Raw genomic sequence first — 21554 nt, 5'->3', positions numbered from 1 at the left:
AGCCCACCACTTTAACTTTTTTCCAGAAAGTCCTGGCTATCCGGGGCGATGTCGGCGGCAATCTCCTCCGCCACCGCCCGGTTGCGCCCCACCAGGGCCACGGCGTCCTCATTCGCCCGCTCGATCAGCTCCTGATCGCAAAAGAGATCCAAAAGCCTGATCCGGCGGTTTCGCCCCGATTGCGCCTCCCCCAGCACGTCCCCCTCCTGCCGCAGCCGCAGGTCCTGCTCCGCCAGGGCAAACCCATCCGTGGTGGCGGCCACGGCGGCCAGCCGCTCCCACCCGCTCTCCTCCGGGGTCATCGCCGTGGCCAGCAAACAGAGGGAATCAAAGCCACCGCGCCCCACCCGGCCCCGCAGCTGGTGGAGCTGGGAGATGCCAAAGCGCTCGGCCTCCATAATCATCATCACCGTGGCATTGGGCACGTCCACGCCCACCTCCACCACGGTGGTGGAGACCAGCACGTCGATCTCGCCTGCGGCAAAGCGCCGCATCACCTCGTCTTTCTCGGCGGCAGGCAATTTTCCGTGCAGCATCTCCACGCGCAGTTCCGGCAGGATCCTGCCCGCCACCTCGATGACCCCGTCCTCTCCCTCGATGCGGGGGCACACCACGTAGGCCTGCCTCCCGGCGGCCACCTCCTCCCGGATCCGCTCCCAGGCGCGATGCACCCAGGCTGGCTTGGAATCCGGCACCACCCAGGTGCGAATGGGGCGGCGGCCACCGGGAAGTTCCCGCAGGGTAGACACCTCCAGGTCACCAAAAACCGTCATGGCGATGGTACGGGGAATGGGGGTAGCCGTCATCACCAGCAGGTGCGGGCTGCCGCCCTTAAGCCGCAGGCGATCGCGCTGTTCCACGCCAAAGCGGTGCTGCTCGTCCACCACCACCAGACCCAGCCGGAAAAACTCCACCGCGTCCTGGATGATCGCGTGGGTACCCACCACGATGTCCGCCTGCCCGGAGACGATGGCCAACAGCGCCTCCTTCCGCGCGGCCGTGCTCATGGAGCCCGTCAGCAGCACCACCGAGGCCGCCACCCCGGCGCGCAGGAGCGTCTCCGTGAGGGAACGCGCGTGCTGGATGGCCAACACCTCCGTGGGCGCAAGCAGGGCGCATTGGTGGCCGTTATCCACCACCTGAAGCATGGCGAGCAGGGCCACGATGGTCTTTCCCGATCCCACCTCGCCTTGCAGCAGCCGAGACATGGGCTCCTCCCGGGCTAGATCCTGGGAGATATCCGCCACCACGTTCTGCTGGCCGGGGGTGAGATCAAAGGGCAGGGCGGCGCGCAGGCTCTGTTCCAAGCCCTGTTCCCGGGGGGCGCTGGGGAGGGCCTTGCGCTGGGAGGAATCGGCGCGGCGCAGGGCCATGACGCAGGCCAGTGCTAGGGCCTCGTTGTATTTGAGGCGCAGCTGGTGGGGCTCGGGCCCCTCGGGGCCGGGTTGGTGAATGCCGCGCAGGGCCTCGTCGAAGCCCACGAGGTCGGCGGGTACCTCGTCGAGGGGTTCCGGGGCCGGGGGCAGGGCGTGAAGCACGCGCTCGATCGCCCCCATGATGCGCCAGGAGGTGAGGCTTTTTTTGGCCGGGTAGATGGGGAGGTAATCGCGCTCCGCAAGTACCTCCGCCATCTCTGCCGTGCCCGCGCGCGCGGTATGTCCAAGCAGCACGTAGGTGGGGTGCTGGAGTTGAGGAATGTCGCGGAAATAGCGGAGTTTTCCGGAGAACATTCCCCTGGTGCCGGGGAGGAGTTGTTGGCTGATCCAGCGGGATTGGAAGAAGGTGGCCACGAGGCTATGGGTGCCGTCGCTCAGCGTGACGCGGGTGAGCAGCTTCCCGGCGCGGGTGTAGCTCTCCTCTACCTGCTGCACCTCTCCCACGCAGGTGACGTGTTCTCCTTCCCCTGCGCCCTCCACGCTCACCCCGAAGCCGTGTCGGGAATAGAGGCGGGGATAGTATTCGAGGAGTTCCTCCACGGTGGTCACGCCCAGGTGCTTGTGGAGGGCACGCGCCTCCTTGGCGGGTAGTACCTGGTTCAGCAGGCGGGTATCGCTCCAGCCCAGCATCTATTCCACCCCTATTTCCACGGCGGCGGTGAGGTTATCGGCGCGGTAGGCCATGAGTTCCACCCCGAGTTCCTGGCTCAGGGCCGGGGCGTCGATGTGCACGTCCGGGCGCACGAGCAGGGTGACTAGTTCTCCCCCCGAGCGCAGGAGGCCACGGCAGGTTTCCGCGAGGCGGGCCGGGTCATCCACCTCGGCGGTGCGCATGGCCGCCACGGTCTCCCGCATGATGTCCAGCGCGCTGCTGGGTGGCACCTCGGGGTCATAGACGGCCAGCGCCGCTATTCCCTCCACGAGCCGGGTGGTGGGCACCACGGCGGGGCCGGTGATCGGGCTCAGCCCGTTGGGCAGCACGATCGCCTCCCGGTTGGGGAAGGCCCCGGGGAGGATTGCCTCGGCCCCGGCCTCGCGGAAGAGGCGTTCCATGCTGCCGGTGGGCACCACGGCGATGACCCCCGGAGCCTCCTCCTGCGTGGGCTCCGGGAGGGCTTCGAGCCGCAGGTTGGTCACCTCGCCAAGCCGAAAGGCGCACTCGATGAGTTCGCCGCTGCGGCGGGAGTGAATGTGGACGCTGGCGCTGCCGGTGCCGTCGGGGGCGATGATGAGGCTGGTGCCCAGCGGTTCCAGGGCCTTTTTGAGCGTGGATTCCTCGCCTCGGTAGGTGAACATGACCTCAAGGTGGGGTTCCGCCGAGGGCGGGGTGAGGCTGTCGCGCAGGGCGTCGAGAAGCACCACGAGCCCCTGGCCTCCTGCGTCCACCGCGCCCTTGAGGGCGGGGAGCTGGGCCGGGGTCTGAGCCAGCGCGCGGTGGGCGGCCTCGGTGACGGCGGTGACCACTCGATGCAGATCCCGGTGGGAGGAGGCCGCCTCGGCGGCGGCGCGCAGCACGCTGAGCACGGTGCCCTCCACGGGCCGGGCGATGGCGCCCCGCACGAGGTTCAGGGCGCGGCGCAGCGCGGCGGTGATGTCCGCCGCGCTCAGGGTATCGCCGGATTCCTCCGCGAGGCCGCGCAGCACCTGGGACAGCACCATGCCGGAGTTGCCGCGCGCCCCGGCCACCGCGCCTCGGGTGAGCGCGGTGGTGACCTGCGCCGCCGTGGCCTCATCCGGGAGTTCGGACAGGGCGCGCACGGCCGCCTGCATGGTGTGCGCCATGTTCGATCCCGTGTCCGAGTCCGGGATGGGAAAGACGTTGAGGCGATTGATCTCCGGGCTGCGCGCCTCAAGGCGGCTGGCCGCGCGGCGGGCCCAGGCGGCGAGAACGGGGCCGGTGAGTCCATCGATCGTGGCGGCGGGAGGAGACGGCATGAGCGGATACCTTAGAGACGCCAGTCCACCGGGGTGGCTCCCCGCTGTTCGAGGAGGGCGTTGGCCCGGCTGAAGGGGTGGGAGCCGAAGAAGCCCCGGGAGGCCGAGAGCGGCGAGGGGTGCGGAGATTCGATGGTGGGGGTGTCTCCGAGGAAGGCGCGGGCGGTCTGGGCGTCGCGGCCCCACAGGATCGCCACGAGGGGACGGTCTCGGCGGGCCAGGGCGGTGATGGCGGCCTCGGTGATCTGTTCCCACCCCTTGCCCCGGTGGGAGGCGGGCGCTCCGGGGCGCACGGTGAGCACCCGGTTGAACAGCGCCACGCCCTGGCGCGACCATGCGGTGAGATCTCCATCCTGGGGTTGCGCCACGCCGAGGTCCTGAGAGAGTTCTTTGAAGATGTTGAGCAGGCTCTTGGGCAGCGGGCGCACGCCGGGCTGGGTGGAAAAGGAAAGGCCCATCGCGTGTCCGGGGGTGGGATAGGGGTCCTGGCCGATGATGAGCACCTTGACCTCATCAAAGGGGTATTGGAAAACACGCAGGACATCGCTGCCCGCAGGCAGGTAGCCACGCCCGGCCGCGTTTTCTGCGCGGAGAAAATCCCCCATCCGGTGAATCTGATCGGCCACCGGGTCAAGGATGGGCTGCCAGCTTTCGTGCACGGGAAGGCTCATGGCTTAAAAGCTTAGCCACCCCGCGTGATAGGCGGGGGCCTCTCCCCCCACGGTCACGCCGTCGCCGCGCTGCACCGTGCCGATGCGACGAAAACCCGAGGGGATATTGCCGGGCGTGGTGGCCAGGATCGTGTGGTCCTCTCCGCCGCCGAGCACCCAACGCCAGGGGTCGATCCCCAGGTGCTCCCCCACCGCGCGCATGGCGGGGGTGGGGGCGATGGCCTGGGGATCGAGGTCGATGCCCACCCCGGAGCGGCGGGCCATCGTGCCGAGATCCGCGATGAGGCCATCGGAGTTATCAGTGGCGGCGGTGGCGCCGGTGGCGCGCGCGATCATACCGCGCCCGGGGGGCAGCTGGGGGTTGGTGTGCGCGTCGCGGAAGGCCCTAAACTCCTCGGGCACCCCCCGGCCGTGGCGCTCCAGGAGGGCCATGCCGGCGGCGGAGTCCCCGATGGCTCCGGCGGCCACGAGGACTTGGCCGGGACGGGCGGCGTCGATAGTTAAGGGGCGGCGATTCCCGCCGAGGGAACCCACCGCGGTAACGGCCAGCACCAGGTGTTCTCCCGAGGTGAGATCCCCGCCCACCAGTTCCGCGGAGAAGCGCTCTACTTGCTGCTCGATCCCCTCCGCGATGCCGCGCACCAGGCTCACCGGGGTCTGCGGCGGCGCGGAAAGCGCGAGCAGGGCGCTGATGGGGCGCGCGCCCATCGCCTCGATGTCCGCAAAGTTTTGCAGGATCGCCTTGCTGCCTACCTCCTGCGGGGTGGACCAGTCGAGGCGGAAGTGGCGGCGTTCCACCAGCATGTCCGTACTCACCACCACCCGGGAGTTGGGCTGGGCGCTCACCAACACGGCCGCGTCATCGCCGTTAACCGAGGAGGGCGCGGCCGCCATAATCTCCCGGATGACCTGGTGTTCACCGACCTCCGCGATGGTGGGGCCTGGCGGGGAGGTAGGCATCACTGTGTCCTTTCATTAGACTCACAAGCCATGAGCGATGTGGATAGCACGGAAAGCGCCGAGGGAGCCGAGCACACCGGGAATACTGTGAGCACGGCTACACCCGCGCGGACTTCCCCTGAGTTTAGCCGCACTCCCATTTATCTGGCGCTGATCCTGGCCATCGTGGCCGTGCTCGGCGCCATCATAGGCGCGCGGGTGGTATTTGAGGGAGCCGCCAACCAGCCGGTTGCGCTTTCCACTATCGACGCCCCCGAGGCCGAATCCCCCGCCTGCCGGGATCTTCTAGGAAGCCTGCCCGACGAGATCGACGGCTTCAAGCGCGCCGATCTTGCCGACCCCGCCCCCGCCGGCGCCGCCGCCTGGGCGCGCACCTCGCAGGATCGGGTCACGCTGCGCTGCGGGGTTCATTTCCCCGAGCAGTACACCCGCGTTTCCGAGACGGAGACCATCGACGGCGTGCGCTGGCTTCAGGTTTCCGATTCCGAGACGGATCTGAGCACCTGGTACGCGGTGAACCGCGGCCCCACCGTGGCGATCACCGCCGAGGGATTAAATCCCACCGAGGCGGTGTCCGCAGCCGTGTCCGCGCTGCCGGAGCAGCACCGCGACCCGCACCCGCTGCCCCTCGACGATGCCGCGACCCCCGAGGCCGAGCGCTGCGCGCGGTTGATGGATCGCCTCCCCGAAGCACTCGGCGATCACGCCCTCCGGGAGAAAAACCAGGCTAAGGCCGTGTGGACGGCCCCCGGAGGCGATCCCATCGACCTCGCCTGCGGGGTAGACATGCCCGCCGGATACGCGGCGGGGGAACAGCTCACGCAGATCGACGAGGTGCCGTGGCTCAACGATGACGGCGTGTTCTATGCCCTGGGCCGCGAGGCCATCGTGGCGGCCACCGTTCCCCCCTCCGTGGGCAACGCCCCCCTGGTGGACCTCAGCGCCGCCATCACCGCGAACCTGGCAGCCGCCGAGTAATCCCTGTTCAGGGCCCTAGCGGTGGCTCAGGGCGGTGTCCACCATCACCCCGAGCAGTTCCTGGTAGCCCACCCCGCTGGCTGCAAAGACCTTGGGGTACATGGAAATGGGGGTAAAGCCCGGGAGCGTGTTGATCTCATTGAGCATGGGCCCGGATTCCGTGACAAAGAAGTCCACGCGAGCCAGGCCCTTGCAGTTCAGCGCCCGGAAGGCCGTCAAGGCCATGTCCTTGAGTTGCGCGGTGGTTTCCGCCGGGAGCTGGGCCGGGATTTCCGCCGAGACCACGTTGTCCAGGTACTTGGTGTCAAAGCCATAAAAGCCCTCCTCCGAGTCCTCCGTTCCCACCAGGCGCGCCGGTGCCGAGGCCACCAGCCTGCCATCCGGGTACTCCAGCACCCCCACCTCCACCTCCGCGCCGGCGATCTCCGCCTCCACGATCACCTTGGAATCCTGCTGCCGGGCCGTGGCCACGGCAGCCTCCAGATCGACCCAATCCTCCACCTTGGAGATGCCGATGGAGGACCCACCCCGAGCGGGCTTCACAAACACCGGCAGGCCCAGGCGATCCTTCTGCTCCTCGGTGAGTTCCTCCCCTCCGCGCAGCACCGCCTCGGCCGTGACCGGCAGGCCCGCGGCCACCACGAGCTTCTTGGTGTATTCCTTATCCATGCCGCAGGCGGAGGCCAGCACGCCCGGCCCCACGTAGGCCACCCCGGCCAACTCGAATAGCCCCTGCACGGTGCCGTCCTCCCCGCACGGGCCGTGGAGCACCGGGAAGAAAACATCGGCGGTGGCGTAGGTGCCGCTGCCGTCGGTAAAGCGCAGCGCCCCGCGGTGTGCCGGGTCGAGGCTCAACGCGATCTCGGCGGCGTCGGCCACCTCGGGCAACTCCGCATTCCCCACGGGATCGGTGGTGCCCACCACCCAGCGGCCCTGGCGCGTCACGCCCACCGGAATGACCTCATAACGCTGGGGGTCAAGGTGGCTCATCACCGCCGCCGCGGAAATACAGGAGATGGAATGCTCGGGGGAATGGCCGCCATACACCACGGCCACACGGATCTTCTCCGCCATCATTGCTTTAATACTCTGCTTTCTTTGATCGTTCCATCAGCGAGGTCATCATCGCCTCCACCGACATTCCATCGTGGCATACCGCATGCACCGCCTGGGTGATCGGCATATCCACCCCGTGCCGGCGGGCCAGCTGCGCGATAGACGTGGAGGACACCACCCCCTCCGCCACCTGGCCCCCGGTGGCCTGCCGCGCCTCCTCCATGCTGCCGCCCTCCCCCAGGCGCACCCCAAAACGGTGGTTGCGTGAAAGCGAGGAGGAACACGTGGCCACCAGGTCGCCCAGGCCCGCCAACCCGGCCAGGGTACGCGGCTGCGCGCCGAGCGCCTGGCCAAGCCGGGTGATCTCCGCCAGGCCCCGGGTGATCACGGTGGCCAGCGTGTTATAGCCCAGCCCCAACCCCGTGACGATCCCACAGGCCACCGCGATGACGTTCTTGCAGGCCCCACCCACCTCGCAGCCCACCACGTCCGCATTGGTATAGGGGCGCAGATACTCCGTGGCCACCGCGTGCTGCACCGCCACCGCCCGCTCGGTATCCGAGCAGGCGATCACCGTGGCGGCCACCTGTTCCTCGGCCACCTCCTTGGCCAGGTTCGGGCCGGTGAGAACGGCGATGCGCTCGTGCTCAATCCCGGAATCCTCGATGACCTGATTCATCAACTTGCCGGTGCCCATCTCCACCCCCTTGGAGATGCTCACCACCGTGGCGCGCCCGGGTATGGCCGCGCCCCACTGCGCGAGGTTCGCCCGCAGGGTTTGGCTGGGCACGCCCAGCACCACGATCTGCGCCTGATCCAGGGCCCACTGCGGGTCCGCGCTGGCCCGGATCTGCGCGGGAAGCACAATATCGGGAAGATAATCGCGATTGCGACGCTCCGCGTTAATACCGCGCGCTACCTCCTCGCGCCGGGCCCACAGGCGCACGCTGTGTCCGGCGTCCGCACAGACCTTGGCCAGGGTGGTGCCCCACGACCCCGCACCCATCACCGCTACCGCCACCATCCGCGTGCTCCTTTCCTCTGGCCGCTTCCCGCCGCGCACCCCGTACTCATGTGCCCAGGGTAACTTTTCTCCTTGAGCATAGTGTCCCCGGCTCTCCCGCGTGGCGTGGTGGCGCGGGCCGGAGAATGCGGGGAGAATGGGCGACGATTAATGTGAATTACGGAAAGGGCTAGTTCTCGTGAGCACGCACTCCGCCGCCACCTACCTCACCGGCCGGCACCACAGCATTCCCAAGGACCCGGCCAGCGAGTTCCCCAAGACCACCCTGGCCGCCGGTGCCGTGCTGTGGCGGGTAAAAGAAGAAACATTCCAGGTGGCCGTGGTGCACCGCCCCCACTACGATGACTGGTCTCTGCCCAAGGGCAAGGTCGATCCCGGGGAATCCCTGCCCACCACCGCCGCCCGCGAGATCTTTGAGGAAACCGGATACCGGCCCGCCCTGGATCACCTCCTGGGCAAGGTCACCTACCCCGTGGGCGAGCGCACCAAGGTGGTGTACTACTGGGCGGCGCGCGTCACCGACGGGACGTTCCGGCCCAATGACGAGGTGGATGAGCTGCGCTGGGTGACTCTCGACGCCGCCCAGACCCTCCTCAGCTACGACGTGGACGTGGAGGTGGTGAACGCCGCCGCCGAGCGGCTTAACGAGCGCGCCACCGCGCGGGTGATTCTGGTGCGGCACGGCCGCGCCCACCAGCGCCGCAACTGGGCCGGAGACGATGATCGCCGCCCCCTAGATAAAAAGGGCCGCCGCCAGGCGGAGATGCTGGTGCCCATGCTCCTGCCTTACCAGCCGGAGCGGCTCTACAGCGCGCAACCGGATCGCTGCCAGCTCACCGCCGCCCCCCTGGCCGATGAGTTGGGGCTCAACGTGGCCGTGAACCCCGGCTACGGGGATCAGGGCTGGGTGGGTGATCCCGATCAGGCCCGGCGAAAGTTGCGGGAGATCATCGCGGGCGGGGGCACCTCCGTGGTGTTTAGCCAGGGCATCTACATCCCCGAGGCGGTGGCATGGCTGGCCGCCGAGGTCGGCCTGCCCCTCGATGGGGCTGAGACTGCCAAGACGCCGGAGGCCAAGAAGGCGAGTTGCTGGGTGCTCTCCTTCCGCGACGAGGCCCTGGTGGCGTCCGAGTACCTGGCTAGCCCGCTGCCGGTGAAGTAAGCGGGGTAACCCTGGGCTTGAACCCGGCTCTGGTTCCTTCAAAGGCCTCGATCTGCTCCTCCTTGCGCAGGGTCAGGCCGATGTCATCCAGGCCCTCCATGAGCCGCCAGCGGGTGTAATCATCTACCTCGAAGGAGTAAACGCTCTCCCCCGCGCTGACCGTGCGGTTTTCCAGATCCACGGTGAGCGCCAAGCCCGGTTCCTGCTCCATCTGCTTCCACAGCAACTCGATGTCGCTTTCTTCCATGCGCCCGGCCAACAGTCCGGCCTTGCCGGCGTTACCCCGGAAGATGTCCGCAAAGCGCGGGGAAAGCACCACGCGGAAGCCGTAATCCATCAGCGCCCACACGGCGTGCTCGCGCGAGGAGCCGGTACCAAAGTCCGGGCCGGCCACCAGCACGGAGCCGTGGCGATAGGTGTCCTGATTGAGCACAAAGCCGGGATCATTGCCCCGCCAGTTGGCAAAGAGGCCGTCCTCAAAGCCCGTGCGGGTAACCCGCTTGAGATACACTGCCGGAATGATCTGATCCGTGTCCACGTTGCTGCGCTGAAGCGGCACGCCGATGCCGGTGTGGGTGGTGAATTTTTCCATGATCGCTCGTCCTCTCTCTCGCTGCCGTTGGTGCTGCCTTAGAGCAGGTCTGCCGGGCTGGCCAGGTGCCCGGCGATAGCGGTGGCCGCCGCCACCGGGGGTGAAACCAGGTGGGTGCGCCCGCCAGGGCCCTGGCGGCCCTCAAAGTTACGGTTGGAGGTTGAGGCCGACCGCTCTCCTGGCTTGAGCTGATCCGGGTTCATGCCCAGGCACATGGAGCAGCCCGCCGTGCGCCACTCCGCCCCGGCCTCCAGGAATACCCGATCCAGGCCCTCCTTTTCCGCCTGCTGCTTCACCATCGTGGAGGAGGGCACCACCATCATGCGCAGCCCCTGAGCAATGCGGCGGCCGCGCAGAATATCCGCCGCGGCGCGCAGATCCTCGATGCGGGCGTTGGTGCAGGAACCCAGGAACACCGTGTCAATGGCAATGTCCCGCAGCGGGGTGCCGGGGGTGAGATCCATGTAATCCAGGGCTTTGGCCGCTGCGGCCTTCTCCGCCTCGCTGGTGAAGTCCTCGGGATTGGGCACGGCGGCGGACAGGGGCAGGCCCTGCCCGGGGTTGGTGCCCCAGGTGACAAAGGGGGTCAGGGCGTCGCCGTCGATATGCACCACCGTGTCAAAGGCCGCGCCCTCGTCCGTGGGCAGGGTCTTCCAGTACTCCACGGCGGCGTCCCACTGCGCGCCCATGGGGGCCAGTTCTCGCCCACGCACGTATTCAAAGGTCGTCTCGTCCGGGGCGATCATGCCCGCGCGCGCTCCCGCCTCGATGGACATGTTGCAGATGGTCATGCGGGCCTCCATCGAGAGTTGACGGATCGCCTCCCCGCGATACTCGATGATGTGCCCCTGCCCGCCGCCGGTGCCGATCTTGGCGATGATCGCCAGGATCAAGTCCTTGGCCGTGACCCCCGGTTGCAGGGTGCCGGATACCTCAATGGCCATCGTCTTGAAGGGCTTCAGGGAGAGCGTTTGGGTGGCCATCACGTGCTCCACCTCGGAGGTACCGATGCCCATGGCGATCGAGCCGAAGGCCCCGTGCGTGGAGGTGTGGGAATCGCCGCACACGATGGTCATGCCCGGCTGGGTGGCCCCCAGCTGCGGGCCCACGGTGTGCACGATTCCCTGGCGCACGTCGCCCATCGGGTGCAGGCGAATACCAAACTCCTCGCAGTTCTTGCGCAGGGTGGCTACCTGCGTGCGCGAGGTCTGATCCGCGATGTCGAGCAGGTTGCCACCGATGACCCCCTCCGTGGGCACGTTATGGTCCTCGGTGGCCAAGTGCAGATCGGGGCGGCGGATCTTGCGGCCGGTCATGCGCAGGCCGTCGAAGGCCTGCGGGGAGGTAACCTCATGGAGGAGTTGCAGGTCAATGTAGATGAGGTCCGGCTCCCCGTCCTTGCCGGGGGAAACGATGTGATCCCGCCAGACCTTCTCGGCCAGCGTCAGCTTCTCACTCATGATGGCACTCCCGTTTCATTATATGGAATCTGCGTGTCACTATGTGAGATACCATACGCCATGCGCCACCCTTACACACCTTACCTTCCCCTAACTTCCCATCTTACGGAATGATAGGATCACTGTATGGGACATTACGACGCCTCCGGGATCAAGGTGCTCGACCGCGCCGTCTCCATCATGGTGACGGTGGCTCATCAACCCCGCAGTCTCACCGAACTCTGCGAGGCCACGGAACTCCCCCGCGCCACCGCGCACCGGCTCGCCACCGCGCTAGAGGCCCACCGGATCCTCGCCCGCACCGCCGAGGGAAAGTGGACCATCGGCCCCACGCTCACCAGCATCGGGGCGCGCTCCAAAAATCACCTCATCGAAGCCGCCAGCCCCACCATGACCGCGCTCATGGAGCGCACCGGGGAATCCGTGCAGCTCTACCAGCTCACCGGCACATCCCGCACCTGCATCGCCGCCCTGGAGCCCTCCTCCGGGCTGCAAAACACCGTGCCCATCGGCTCGCGCATGCCGCTCACTGCGGGATCGGCGGCCAAGGTATTTCTGGCCTACGCCTCCCCCGACCTGCGCGAGAACATTCTCCCCCAGGCTTCCTTCGACGCCGCCGCGCTCGACGAGGTGAGAAGCCGCGGCTGGGCCGATTCCATCGGGGAACGCGAGGTGGGCCTCTCCAGCCTCTCCGCCCCCATCACCGATTCCGCCGGGGAATTCCTCGCTGTGCTCTCCCTCTCCGGGGTTTCCGAGCGGCTGCGCCCCAGCCCCGGAGAACTCTGGGGCGCGGCCATCGTAGACTCCGCCAGACGCCTCTCCCAGGCGCTCTAGGCCTTGCGCTGGCCTTGGAGGAAATTCCAGGTCATCTCCGCCGCGTTCGGGTTGGAGTACCACTCGTGCCCTCCGCCGGGAACCAGCACCTCCTCCACCGGGCGGGTGCAGCCCGTATGCGAGGTCGTGATGCCGTTATGTGTCTCCCCCGTGCATCCATTGCGGGAGGCGTAGGAGGCCACCACGTCCCGGGTAGCCGCCACCGGGACGCCATGACGCGAACCCCCCTCATAGGGCGCGGTGGAGTCCGCGTCGCCATGAATATCCATGAACGGCACGGCAGCGGAAGAACAGCCCTCGTTGGTGGGTAGGTAATACGCCCCCGAGACCACGGCCACTCCCGCCACCAGATCGGGAGCCTTGCACGCCAGGGTGGCCGCCATGCCACCGCCATTGGACATGCCCGCCGCGTACACGCGGCCACGATCCACGTTGAGCACCAGGGAAACCTGATCCACGATCTGCCGCACCGCCGCGATGTCCTGCTCCGCGGTGGTCTTGGCGTAGGGGCCACCCGCCCAGGCGTTCTCGATGCCGCGCGGATAGATCACGATGGCCTCGTCGGCCGCGGAAGAAGAGGCATAGTTGGAGTAACCACGGAACTTCTCCGGGCTATCGCCCCAGCCGCCAAAGGCCAGGAGAACGGGGGTGGGCTTGAGCGGATTGTAATTGCGGCTCACGCTCACCAGATAGCTACGATCCGGGCCGTTGGGCACCGGAACTGTGATCTCCCGCAACTCTCCCGCCAGCAAGCGCTGCGGCAAGGAACTGAGCTCCGTGGGAAGGTCAAAGGTTGAGGCGGAGGCGGCGGTGCCAGCGGCTCCGACGCCAAGGAGGGAAACACTGGCCGCAAACGCGGCGACGGCGTTCTTGAGAAGTTTCACACCGGACTACTTTAGACGAAAGGAGATGCCGCCGCGCAAGGCTGGGAACCGGCTGAATGCCTGGTCAGGGCGGATGGAGAAATAAAATCCCCTCCACGGCTGATGCGTGGAGGGGAGATAAAGAGTACCCCGTACGGGATTTGAACCCGTGTTACCGGCGTGAGAGGCCGGCGTCCTAGGCCACTAGACGAACGGGGCGCGCCGTCATACTGACTCGGATTACAGTAGTGTAAGCACAAGGAAACAAACAAATTGCCTGCTCAAGCCCCTAAGAGGGGGCTACCTCGGCGTCCGGCTCGCCCGTGGCGCGGTTGCGCAGATCCCGGCGCACGATCTCAATGCTCCACATCCACACGATGTGCCCAAAGAACTCGGAAAAATGCTCCGCCGCCGGCTGATCCCACGGCGCGGGCACCACGCCAATGAGCGGCATGAGCACCACGTGGAAGGCCACAAAGATCACCACGCCGAACACCGCCCCCTGCCACATCTTGATAGCCGGCCAGTACTCCGCCACCAGGCAATAGAGCACCGCGAAGGAAATGGCGAAGGCAAAGTGAAGGATAAAACTCACGTAGGGGAGCTGGTTACCCAGATAGGAGTAGGTGGCGTGCGTGGCCTCGGGGCTCATGCCGAGCAGTTCCAGGAGCGCCTGGGGTGGGTTGGTGGCGTTGCGTTCCGGCGTGCGGGGCGGGAACGGCACCTCCCAGCCGAACTTGACGATCCCGGAGAAAAACCCGGCCACGATCCCCACCCACAGGGCGGTTCCTAGGCGTCGGCGGGCGGGCTCGGTGATAGTTCTTGGTGAAACGTGCGGCATGTGTGCTCCTCGGCATAAAAAAATCCCTCACCGAAAATCTCGGTGAGGGATGAAGTGGTACCCCGTACGGGATTTGAACCCGTGTTACCGGCGTGAGAGGCCGGCGTCCTAGGCCACTAGACGAACGGGGCGCGGCGATAAAATCGCTGCTGGCCTACCAGGACTCGAACCTAGAATGACGGTACCAGAAACCGTAGTGTTGCCAATTACACCATAGGCCATTGCTGCTTCCCAGCGGCTTTCCGCGCTGTGCAACGGGGAATACTATAACCATAACCCCGGAACACCCACAAACCACCAGGTTGCAGGGCTTTATGCGGCCCTAGGCGCCGAACGGGGTGCTCTGGCGCGCCGCCCGCAGGCGGGCCAGGGTGGATTCCTTACCCAGGAGTTCCATCGACTCAAACAGCGGCGGGGACACCGCGGCCCCCGTGATGCCCACGCGCAGCGCGCCGTAGGCCTTGCGGGGCTTGAGCCCCATCTCCTCGATGAGCGCGGCGGAGAGCGTCTTTTCAATCTCCGGGTGCGTCCATTCCCCCAGGGCTTCCAGGCGCTCAATGGAGGTATCCAGCACCGCCACGGCGTCCTCCTTGAGGTTCTTGCGGGCGGCCTTCTCATCAAGAACCAGGGCATCATCGGCCACTAACAGGAACTTCAGCAACCCATAGGCATCGCCCAGCACCTTGATCCGGGTGTGCACCAAATCCGCCGCGAAGGTGAACTTCTCCTCCGGGTAGTCCGCGGGGAAATCCGTGTGTTCGCTGAGGTAGGCGCGCAGGCGCTCGCGGAAATCCGCCGGTTCGAGCAGGCGGATCTGATCGGCGTTGATGGCCTCCAACTTCTTTTGATCGAAGCGGGCGGGGTTGCCCAGCACGTCGGCCACGTCGAAGGCCGCCACCATCTCCTCGCGGGAGAAAATGTCCTTCTCCGAGGACAAAGACCAGCCCAACAGCGCCAGATAATTAAGCATTCCCTCCGGGATGATGCCCGCCTCCACGTGATTGAAGAGGTTGGACTCGGGATCGCGCTTGGAAAGCTTCTTATTCCCCTCTCCCATCACGAAGGGCAGGTGCGCAAACTCCGGCACCCTGGTGGCCACCCCGATGCGGATCAGGGCTTCATACAGGGCCAATTGGCGGGGGGTAGAGGAAAGGAGATCCTCTCCGCGCAGCACGTGCGTGATCCCCATGAGGGCGTCATCCACCGGGTTGACCAAGGTGTAGAGGGGCTGGCCATTGGAGCGCGCCACCACGTAATCGGGCTGGGTTTCCGCCTTGAAGGCCATGTCCCCGCGCACCAGATCGTGCCAGGACCAGTCGTGATCCGGCATGCGCAGCCGCCACACCGGCTTGCGCCCCTCGGCCTCGAAGGCGTCGATCTGCTCCTGGGTGAGGTCGCGGTCGAAGTTATCGTAGCCCAGCTGCGGATCGCGGCCGGCGGCGAGGTGGCGTTCCTTGACCTCCTCGGCGGTGGAGTACGCGGGGTAGACCTCCCCGGCGTCGATAAGCTTCCTCAGCACCTCCGCGTAGATGTCCATGCGCTGCGACTGGCGGTAGGGCTCCTGCGGGCCGCCCACGTCGATGCCCTCGTCCCAGTCCAGGCCCAACCAGCGCAGGGAGTCGATGATGGCCTGGTAGGATTCCTCGGAATCGCGCGCGGCGTCGGTGTCCTCGATGCGGAACACCATCCGGCCGCCGGTGTGGCGGGCATAGGCCCAGTTAAACAGGGCGGTACGCACCATGCCCACGTGCGGGGTGCCGGTGGGCGAGGGGCAGAATCTCACGCGAATGTCACTCATGCCCCCTATTTCACCACACCCGCCCCGCCGATGTTGTGCTTGGCCACACCGCACTGTAGGCATAGAAAGATGAAAAACCTTTCTGTCTCCGAACACACCATCACCGTCCCCCTGAACCGCGCCGATCCGCAGGACCCGCGCCGCATAGAGATCTTTGCCCGCGTGCTCAGCCGCGATCCGAACCAGCCTTACCTGCTCTATTTGCAGGGCGGGCCCGGTTACGAGGCCCCTCGGCTCTGGCCCGCCTGGATTCGGGTGGCCTTGGAGCGCTACCAGGTGGTGCTGCTGGATCAGCGCGGCACGGGCCGCTCCACCCCGGTGGGTGTCCCGCAGGCCGCGGACTACCTGCGCCACCTGCGTGCCGACGCCATCGTGGAGGACGCCGAGGATCTCCGCGAGCACCTCGACCTGAGCCGGTGGTCCGTACTGGGGCAATCCTTCGGTGGGTTTAGTACCCTGCGTTACCTCAGCACCCACCCGGACTCCCTCGACCAGGCGTTCTTCACCGGCGGGCTCCCCTCCCTCACCCATAGCCCGGAGGAGATTTACGCCGCCACCTACGCCTCCATGAAGCGGCACACCGAGGACTACTACCGGCGTTTCCCCGAGCACCGCCCGCGCGTGGCGGCACTGATGGAGCGCGCGGCCCGGGGAGAGCTCGTGCTTCCCGACGCCGAGGTGGTCACCCCCTCGCGCCTGCGCAGCATAGGGCACCTGCTGGGCACCAACGACGGCTGGATCCAGCTCCACGGCCTGCTCGACCTGCCCTGGGACGCCCCCACCTTTGGCCACGACCTCGCCGCCGCGCTCCCCTTCACCGGCCGCAACCCCCTCTACTACGTGCTCCACGAGTCCTGCTATGCCAACGGCACCACCACCGACTGGGCCGCGCACCGGGCGCTACCGCAGGAATACCGAGACGACCCCACCCTGCTCACCGGGGAGCACGTCCACCCCGAGTGGCTGGACTCCGTGCCCGCTTTCCTCCCCTGGAAAACCATCGCCCAGGAGATCGCGGAAACCGCCTGGCCGCGCCTGTACGACCCCGCGGCGATCCGGGATGCGCACGGGGCCGCCGCAATCTACGCCAAGGACGCCTACGTGCCCCTGGAGTTCTCGCTGGATACCGCCCGCCTCATGCCCGCGCTGCGCACGCTGATAACCAGCGAGCACGAACACAACGGGTTAAGCGCCAGCGGTGGCGAGATTCTGCGTCACCTCTTTGACCTCAGCGAGGGGGCGAGGCTGCGCTGATTCTTGCGCGGCGCCCCGCTCAGCTCCCCCGCTAGGCGTGCTCCCGCTAGGCTCGCTCCACCGGGTTGCCCAGCGTACCCACGCCGGGGATCTCAATCTCGATGAAGTCCCCCGGCTCCATCGCCGCCGTGCCCGCCGGGGAGCCGGTGCAAATGATATCCCCGGGCAGCAGAGTCATCGAGGCGGTGATGAACTCGATCATCTCCCCCAGGTTCATAATCATCTGGTTGGAGTTGGAATCCTGCTTGATCTCCGTGACGCCCTCGTGGGTGAGCCGGGCCTTGATGGGAAGATCATCGACGTTATCCAGGTGCGTCTCGATCCAGGGGCCCAGCGGGCAGAACGTATCAATACCCTTGGCGCGCGCCCACTGACCGTCGGCAAATTGCAGGTCACGGGAGGAGACGTCGTTGACCACCGTGTACCCCAGCACCACGGAACGCCAGTCCTGTGCCTTGACGTTCTTACATGGCTTGGCGATCACCAACGCCAACTCGCCCTCAAATTCCACGCGAGTGGCAAACTCCGGGATCTTAATGGGTGCGCCTGGCCCCACCACCGCTGTGGGCGGCTTCAAAAAGAGCGTGGGAGGCAGGGTCTCCGCGGACTTCTTAAACACCTCGGCTACGTGATCCGCATAATTACGCCCGATGGCCACCACCTTGCTCGGCAGCATGGGGGCAAGCAGGCGCACCTCACTCAGCGGCCATTCCTTGCCGGTGTACACGGGCGGGGTAAAGGGCGTGCCCTCAATTTGTTTAGCTGTGGTGCCCGCGTCATCCACGACGCAAAAGCACATACCCTCGGGGGTTGCAATTCGACCAAAACGCATGAGGAATATCGTACTGCACGGCCGCCGAGCACAGGACAGCGAGCGGGGATTGGGAAAGCACCGGCGTATAAATGTCTACTATGACAATCCTCCTCATCCTCTCCGGGCTGTTGCTCGCCACGGTGGTCGTGGTGGCCCTGGGTGACCGCCTTGCGCTGCCCTGGCCCGTGCTGCTCACCCTCGTGGCGGCGGGCGGCATGTTCCTCCCCTGGCCGGTGGAACTCAACGTTCCCGCCGAGCTCATGCTGCCCATCTTCCTGCCCCCGCTGCTCTGGGCCCTCGCGCGCCGCACCTCGTGGTCGGTCATCAAAACGCAGATCTCCACGATCGTGTGGATGTCCGTGCTCCTCGTCTTTGCCACCATCGCCGCGCTCACCGGCTCGATCCTCCTGCTCCTGCCCGGCGTGGGGGTGGCGGGGGCCATCGTCCTAGCCGCCGCGCTCGCCCCGCCGGACCCGGTGGCCGTGGACGCCGTGGCCGAGCCCGTGGGGATCCCCAAGCGAATCACCACCTCGCTACAAACCGAGGGGCTTTTCAACGACGCCGCCTCCATCGTTGCCTTCCACGTTGCCCTCGGCGCCGCCCTCGCTGGCTCCGATCTCTCCTGGCTGCATGGCCTGGGCAACTTCGCGTGGTCGGTGGCCGGGGCCGTCATCATTGGCATCGCCGTGGGCCGGGGCGCCGCCTGGTTCACCGATCACGTGGATAACACCGCAGCCCGCAACGCCCTGACCTGGGTGCTTCCCTTTGCCGTCTACATCCTGGCCGAGGAGGTGGCGGCCTCCGGCGTGATCGCCATCGTGATCGCCGCCGTGGAGATGAACTCGCGCGCCTCCCTAGGCGCCGAGGATCGCCTCACCGGCGAGGCCTTCTGGGAGCCCGTGGAAATGCTTTTCACCGGCGTGGCCTTTGGGCTCATCGGGCTCAACGTGCGCGCCGCCATCGACGAGGTGGGTTCCGATCTCTGGCACGCCGTCTGGGTGGGCGTGGTTCTCTCGCTCGTGGCGATGCTCGTGCGCTTCGCTTGGCTTTCCCTCTCCCTGCGCACGAATACCCGCAAAAACCGCGAGTTCGCCGCACCCCTGCGCCGCCAAGAGGTACTGCTGATGACCTGGGCCGGGATGCGCGGGCTGGTCACCCTCGCCCTCGTGTTATCCATTCCCGCCAGTATCTCCCCCACCCTGCACCACGAGGCCGCCGTGATCGCCCTCGTGGTCCTGCTCTGCACCATGGTCATTCCCGGCCTCACCCTCCCCTGGCTCATGGGCAAACTCAATCTTGAGGCAGGCCCGGACGCCGCCGGCGATGAGGCGATAGAGGCTTTACGACGCCGCGCCCGGCAAGCAGCGTACCGGCACGTGAAGCAGGAATCCGGGAACCTGCCCCCGGAGGCCACCGCCGCCATGAGCGGGTGGCTAGAACGGCAATTTGACCAAGGTGAGGGGCACCGGGAGGAACGACGGAAAGAACTCAGCCGCTGGCGCGAGGCCGCAAGCACGATCCGCGTGGGTGCCCTCCAGGCCGCTCAGGAAGAACTCCTCAGCGCCCGCTCGGAACGCGGAGTCAACCCCGCCTATGTGGACGAGGTGCTCTCCTCCATTGACATGATGCTCGTGGCCGCCAAACGCTAGGCCGCTTTATGCGTGTTGCGAGTGCTTTCTTGGGCCTTCTGCGCGCCGCGCCTACGAGACAACGCTATTGTTCTTTCTGTATCTTCCCTCCCCTCCCGAGCGGAAAGGACGCGTTCTTTTTGCCATGACGCAGCACGCCACCTGGAAGCACGTTCTCGCCTGGACCGCCACCGCCATCGGCGGCATCACCATCATCAGCGGGGCCTTTTCCTCCCACCTTTTCCTGCGCGATCTTTTCCTCGGGGCCGCGATCCTCCTGCCGGGGGCGTGGTGGCTCGTGTCTACTCGGTCTACGGCCCGCTCCTCCCGCCGGTGGCCCCTCATCGTCATACTGAGTGCCCTTCTCCTGCTCTTCGGGGTGCTTCTCACCCCGGCGGCGGAAAAGGGAGACGCGACATCTCAAGGCTCAGGCGCTCCCTACACCAGCACCGTCACGATCACCACCGCCACGCCGGATCCCTCTGTGGCCAAAAACCCTCCCTCGACGGCTCCTCCTTCGACGACAAAGAAACCGACGGCCTCTGAGGATTCCCCAGATCACCACAATGAACAGCGTCACCGCGCCCGCCCGCCCTGCGAAAATAATGACCTCGACCAAGGAAAGAGTGACCCCCAGCGCGTCAATGTTCCCCCGGGAGACCCCCAGCGCGAGCAATATGAAGAGGAACCCGAGGGCCCACGGAAAATCACCTACATCGAAGAAACTATCTACGAAGAGGTGATTCCGGGCGGACTTCTGGAATCAGAAGTACTGACGGAGCCCGCGGACGAGCACTACTCAAGCTGCCAAGAAGCCCGCGACGCCGGTGCCGCACCGCTGTACCCCACGTCTCCGGGGTACAGCCTGGCGCTGGATAAGGATCAAGACGGCGTGGCCTGCGAGGAGGAGTAGGGCCATGTGCCTCAAGAATTCTTAGCCCCAGTGAGAATCAGCAGCGTCACAATCGCTGGCTCCTGAGCCGCAAGGGCATGAATGCGGCGTTCCGCAATGTGCAGAGCCGAACCCGCGGTCACGGTCACAGATTTATCTCCTATGGTGACGTTCACCGCCCCCTTTTGCCCCATAATCACGATGGGTGTCCCCGCGCTATGCTCCGCCATAACGTCTCCGGCGCGGAAAGCCAGACGCACCATCGTCACCCCCTCCAGCCGAGCGAGAACCTGAACCTTGGGCTTTGCGGATCCCGCCCCAGATTCCTCCACAACCAGGTGACTCTCGGCCAGACCCTCAATATAGTCCCACCCGTCTCCAGTCATAGCATTTCCTCCTTCGCATCCTCTTTTACCGCCACCACCGCAATAGCGGCAAGATTATCGCTGTATTTGTTAAACACCGAACGCATGGCCAAAACCCGACGACGCGCAGCGGGATGAAGAATCAGATTCTTCACGATAGTGACCACTCCCTTTATCCCCTCATCGGCAAGGTTGCGGCGAGGCTTCAGCAACTCCATGCCGGCATGCTGGACAGAAATAACGGTAAAACCATGCCCAGTGAGCAGATCAACCCACTCCTGGGTAGTTAAAGGACGCGCATTCACCTTGATGGAGCGAGCGAGAGCCCGACGAATCTCCGTCTTAGCGGAATCATCAAGGTTATCGGGTTCTAGGCACAACTCATGAATCGCATAGCGCCCTCCCCCGCGCAACACGCGATACGCCTCCGACACAATGGCGTCTTTCCCCTTTGCCCCCTGCATAGTGAGCATCGCCTCGCCAAGGACAACATCGGTGGAATGAGACAACAACCCGGTATCCTCCGCCTTAGCCAGAGTCACCACCCCCGCAGCACCCACCACGTCCCCGGTCAAGGCCACAGACTCGGGATCCTCATCAACACCCCGATACGAGGCCGGCGAGGTATCAAGCAGCAGACGCGCAGTTTTACCCAAACCGGGAGCCAACTCAACGACATCCGCCCCGCCGGTACGGGCCCCAGCAATGAGTTTCTCCGTGAGTTCCCGACCACCCGGGCGCAAAACACGCTTACCCAGCCTGGCCAACAACCAATGACCAGGGAGATCTTCCACGCGGCGATCGGGCATGGGAAGAACATCGGACATAGGAGAACCCCCTCAAAAAGTTACGCGGATAGTGGGATTTACACTACACCATTGAAGTAGAAATGGGGATACTTGTGACGAGAATCACCACAGGGGATTTATGATCATATTCCTGCACATTAATTCTGAAGTGGGAGTTCAAAGAACTATTACTTGCGCCTGAG

At 65.9% G+C, this 21554-nt stretch carries 20 protein-coding genes and 3 tRNA genes; 6 read left to right on the top strand and 17 right to left on the bottom strand.

Translation table 11 applies throughout. From position 1 onward, the window contains the following. Positions 1–11 precede the first annotated feature (11 nt). The 4 genes from Cocul_RS09335 to Cocul_RS09320 are packed head-to-tail and all read right to left on the bottom strand — an operon-like array spanning position 12 to position 5002. Positions 12–2066: an ATP-dependent DNA helicase RecG gene (locus tag Cocul_RS09335; protein WP_055122999.1), complete on the bottom strand. Its 2055-nt coding sequence runs from the start codon at positions 2064–2066 to the stop codon at positions 12–14. Further along, complete coding sequence (locus Cocul_RS09330) at positions 2067–3371, bottom strand: DAK2 domain-containing protein (RefSeq protein ID WP_055122998.1); 1305 nt, start codon at positions 3369–3371, stop codon at positions 2067–2069. Positions 3372–3382: 11 nt separating this feature from the next. After that, the gene (locus tag Cocul_RS09325; RefSeq protein WP_055122997.1) at positions 3383–4042 is read right to left on the bottom strand and encodes a uracil-DNA glycosylase; all 660 of its coding nucleotides are present in this window, start codon (positions 4040–4042) and stop codon (positions 3383–3385) included. Between the two features lie 3 nt (positions 4043–4045). Next, a complete protein-coding gene (locus Cocul_RS09320) occupies positions 4046–5002 on the bottom strand; it encodes a thiamine-phosphate kinase (protein ID WP_055122996.1) in 957 nt (318 codons plus the stop codon). A 30-nt stretch (positions 5003–5032) separates the two neighbouring features. Between Cocul_RS09320 and Cocul_RS09315 the strand changes: the two genes are divergently transcribed. Next, positions 5033–5980: a DUF3515 domain-containing protein gene (locus tag Cocul_RS09315; RefSeq protein ID WP_082422262.1), complete on the top strand. Its 948-nt coding sequence runs from the start codon at positions 5033–5035 to the stop codon at positions 5978–5980. Between the two features lie 15 nt (positions 5981–5995). On the opposite strand, the gene Cocul_RS09310 is transcribed toward Cocul_RS09315, so the two are convergent. Together Cocul_RS09310 and Cocul_RS09305 are read right to left on the bottom strand one after the other, a co-directional pair. Continuing rightward, the gene (locus Cocul_RS09310) at positions 5996–7054 is read right to left on the bottom strand and encodes a D-alanine--D-alanine ligase family protein (protein WP_055123095.1); all 1059 of its coding nucleotides are present in this window, start codon (positions 7052–7054) and stop codon (positions 5996–5998) included. 7 nt (positions 7055–7061) lie between these two features. After that, the gene (locus Cocul_RS09305) at positions 7062–8060 is read right to left on the bottom strand and encodes an NAD(P)H-dependent glycerol-3-phosphate dehydrogenase (RefSeq protein ID WP_055122995.1); all 999 of its coding nucleotides are present in this window, start codon (positions 8058–8060) and stop codon (positions 7062–7064) included. Between the two features lie 178 nt (positions 8061–8238). Here Cocul_RS09305 and Cocul_RS09300 point away from each other — a divergent pair, with 178 nt between their 5' ends. Then, positions 8239–9222 (top strand): NUDIX hydrolase, encoded by a 984-nt coding sequence (locus Cocul_RS09300; RefSeq protein WP_055122994.1) that lies wholly within the window; start codon positions 8239–8241, stop codon positions 9220–9222. Here the strand turns inward: Cocul_RS09300 and leuD are convergent. Next, positions 9200–9814, bottom strand: a complete 615-nt coding sequence (leuD, locus tag Cocul_RS09295; protein ID WP_055122993.1) for a 3-isopropylmalate dehydratase small subunit — start codon at positions 9812–9814, stop codon at positions 9200–9202. The genes Cocul_RS09300 and leuD overlap by 23 nt on opposite strands. Before the next feature lie 38 nt (positions 9815–9852). After that, positions 9853–11274, bottom strand: coding sequence for a 3-isopropylmalate dehydratase large subunit (gene leuC, locus Cocul_RS09290; RefSeq protein ID WP_055122992.1), 1422 nt, complete (start codon positions 11272–11274; stop codon positions 9853–9855). 126 nt (positions 11275–11400) lie between these two features. Here leuC and Cocul_RS09285 point away from each other — a divergent pair, with 126 nt between their 5' ends. After that, on the top strand, positions 11401–12108 hold the full coding sequence (locus tag Cocul_RS09285) for an IclR family transcriptional regulator (RefSeq protein ID WP_055122991.1): 708 nt from the start codon (positions 11401–11403) through the stop codon (positions 12106–12108). Here the strand turns inward: Cocul_RS09285 and Cocul_RS09280 are convergent. The 6 genes from Cocul_RS09280 to gltX form a co-directional block, all read right to left on the bottom strand. Beyond that, positions 12105–12992, bottom strand: coding sequence for a CE1 family esterase (locus tag Cocul_RS09280; RefSeq protein ID WP_055122990.1), 888 nt, complete (start codon positions 12990–12992; stop codon positions 12105–12107). The genes Cocul_RS09285 and Cocul_RS09280 overlap by 4 nt on opposite strands. A gap of 125 nt (positions 12993–13117) precedes the next feature. Beyond that, a tRNA-Glu gene (locus Cocul_RS09275) sits at positions 13118–13190 on the bottom strand. Between the two features lie 70 nt (positions 13191–13260). Continuing rightward, a complete protein-coding gene (locus Cocul_RS09270) occupies positions 13261–13812 on the bottom strand; it encodes a YagU family protein (RefSeq protein ID WP_055122989.1) in 552 nt (183 codons plus the stop codon). A gap of 55 nt (positions 13813–13867) precedes the next feature. After that, positions 13868–13943, bottom strand: a tRNA-Glu gene (locus tag Cocul_RS09265). Positions 13944–13961: 18 nt separating this feature from the next. Next, a tRNA-Gln gene (locus tag Cocul_RS09260) sits at positions 13962–14033 on the bottom strand. 101 nt (positions 14034–14134) lie between these two features. Continuing rightward, the gene (gltX, locus tag Cocul_RS09255) at positions 14135–15610 is read right to left on the bottom strand and encodes a glutamate--tRNA ligase (RefSeq protein WP_055122988.1); all 1476 of its coding nucleotides are present in this window, start codon (positions 15608–15610) and stop codon (positions 14135–14137) included. A 69-nt stretch (positions 15611–15679) separates the two neighbouring features. On the opposite strand from gltX, the gene Cocul_RS09250 reads away from it, so the two are divergent. After that, positions 15680–16864: an alpha/beta fold hydrolase gene (locus Cocul_RS09250; RefSeq protein WP_150114436.1), complete on the top strand. Its 1185-nt coding sequence runs from the start codon at positions 15680–15682 to the stop codon at positions 16862–16864. A 46-nt stretch (positions 16865–16910) separates the two neighbouring features. Here Cocul_RS09250 and Cocul_RS09245 read toward each other — a convergent pair whose 3' ends face one another. After that, positions 16911–17696, bottom strand: a complete 786-nt coding sequence (locus tag Cocul_RS09245; protein WP_082422261.1) for a fumarylacetoacetate hydrolase family protein — start codon at positions 17694–17696, stop codon at positions 16911–16913. Between the two features lie 80 nt (positions 17697–17776). Between Cocul_RS09245 and Cocul_RS09240 the strand changes: the two genes are divergently transcribed. Together Cocul_RS09240 and Cocul_RS09235 are read left to right on the top strand one after the other, a co-directional pair. Next, positions 17777–19327, top strand: coding sequence for a cation:proton antiporter (locus Cocul_RS09240; RefSeq protein ID WP_055122985.1), 1551 nt, complete (start codon positions 17777–17779; stop codon positions 19325–19327). 124 nt (positions 19328–19451) lie between these two features. Then, a complete protein-coding gene (locus tag Cocul_RS09235) occupies positions 19452–20219 on the top strand; it encodes an excalibur calcium-binding domain-containing protein (RefSeq protein WP_055122984.1) in 768 nt (255 codons plus the stop codon). 11 nt (positions 20220–20230) lie between these two features. Here Cocul_RS09235 and Cocul_RS09230 read toward each other — a convergent pair whose 3' ends face one another. Further along, positions 20231–20584 (bottom strand): cupin domain-containing protein, encoded by a 354-nt coding sequence (locus tag Cocul_RS09230; RefSeq protein ID WP_055122983.1) that lies wholly within the window; start codon positions 20582–20584, stop codon positions 20231–20233. Then, complete coding sequence (locus Cocul_RS09225; protein WP_055122982.1) at positions 20581–21390, bottom strand: class I SAM-dependent methyltransferase; 810 nt, start codon at positions 21388–21390, stop codon at positions 20581–20583. Before Cocul_RS09225 ends, Cocul_RS09230 begins: the two co-directional genes overlap by 4 nt. Positions 21391–21554 lie beyond the last annotated feature (164 nt).

It is taken from the genome of Corynebacterium oculi (genome assembly GCF_001412105.1).
Taxonomy (GTDB): domain Bacteria; phylum Actinomycetota; class Actinomycetes; order Mycobacteriales; family Mycobacteriaceae; genus Corynebacterium; species Corynebacterium oculi.
The sequence above is the reverse complement of the archived record's forward strand: the minus strand, read 5'-3'. Positions and strand labels throughout refer to the sequence as shown.

Coding starts and splice junctions, on each gene's coding strand:
- Cocul_RS09335 (WP_055122999.1), bottom strand. CDS start 2,066: ATGCTGGGCTGGAGCGATACCCGCCTGCTGAACCAGGTACTACCCGCC.
- Cocul_RS09330 (WP_055122998.1), bottom strand. CDS start 3,371: ATGCCGTCTCCTCCCGCCGCCACGATCGATGGACTCACCGGCCCCGTT.
- Cocul_RS09325 (WP_055122997.1), bottom strand. CDS start 4,042: ATGAGCCTTCCCGTGCACGAAAGCTGGCAGCCCATCCTTGACCCGGTG.
- Cocul_RS09320 (WP_055122996.1), bottom strand. CDS start 5,002: ATGCCTACCTCCCCGCCAGGCCCCACCATCGCGGAGGTCGGTGAACAC.
- Cocul_RS09315 (WP_082422262.1), top strand. CDS start 5,033: ATGAGCGATGTGGATAGCACGGAAAGCGCCGAGGGAGCCGAGCACACC.
- Cocul_RS09310 (WP_055123095.1), bottom strand. CDS start 7,054: ATGGCGGAGAAGATCCGTGTGGCCGTGGTGTATGGCGGCCATTCCCCC.
- Cocul_RS09305 (WP_055122995.1), bottom strand. CDS start 8,060: ATGGTGGCGGTAGCGGTGATGGGTGCGGGGTCGTGGGGCACCACCCTG.
- leuD (WP_055122993.1), bottom strand. CDS start 9,814: ATGGAAAAATTCACCACCCACACCGGCATCGGCGTGCCGCTTCAGCGC.
- leuC (WP_055122992.1), bottom strand. CDS start 11,274: ATGAGTGAGAAGCTGACGCTGGCCGAGAAGGTCTGGCGGGATCACATC.
- Cocul_RS09285 (WP_055122991.1), top strand. CDS start 11,401: ATGGGACATTACGACGCCTCCGGGATCAAGGTGCTCGACCGCGCCGTC.
- Cocul_RS09270 (WP_055122989.1), bottom strand. CDS start 13,812: ATGCCGCACGTTTCACCAAGAACTATCACCGAGCCCGCCCGCCGACGC.
- gltX (WP_055122988.1), bottom strand. CDS start 15,610: ATGAGTGACATTCGCGTGAGATTCTGCCCCTCGCCCACCGGCACCCCG.
- Cocul_RS09250 (WP_150114436.1), top strand. CDS start 15,680: ATGAAAAACCTTTCTGTCTCCGAACACACCATCACCGTCCCCCTGAAC.
- Cocul_RS09245 (WP_082422261.1), bottom strand. CDS start 17,696: ATGCGTTTTGGTCGAATTGCAACCCCCGAGGGTATGTGCTTTTGCGTC.
- Cocul_RS09240 (WP_055122985.1), top strand. CDS start 17,777: ATGACAATCCTCCTCATCCTCTCCGGGCTGTTGCTCGCCACGGTGGTC.
- Cocul_RS09235 (WP_055122984.1), top strand. CDS start 19,452: ATGACGCAGCACGCCACCTGGAAGCACGTTCTCGCCTGGACCGCCACC.
- Cocul_RS09230 (WP_055122983.1), bottom strand. CDS start 20,584: ATGACTGGAGACGGGTGGGACTATATTGAGGGTCTGGCCGAGAGTCAC.
- Cocul_RS09225 (WP_055122982.1), bottom strand. CDS start 21,390: ATGTCCGATGTTCTTCCCATGCCCGATCGCCGCGTGGAAGATCTCCCT.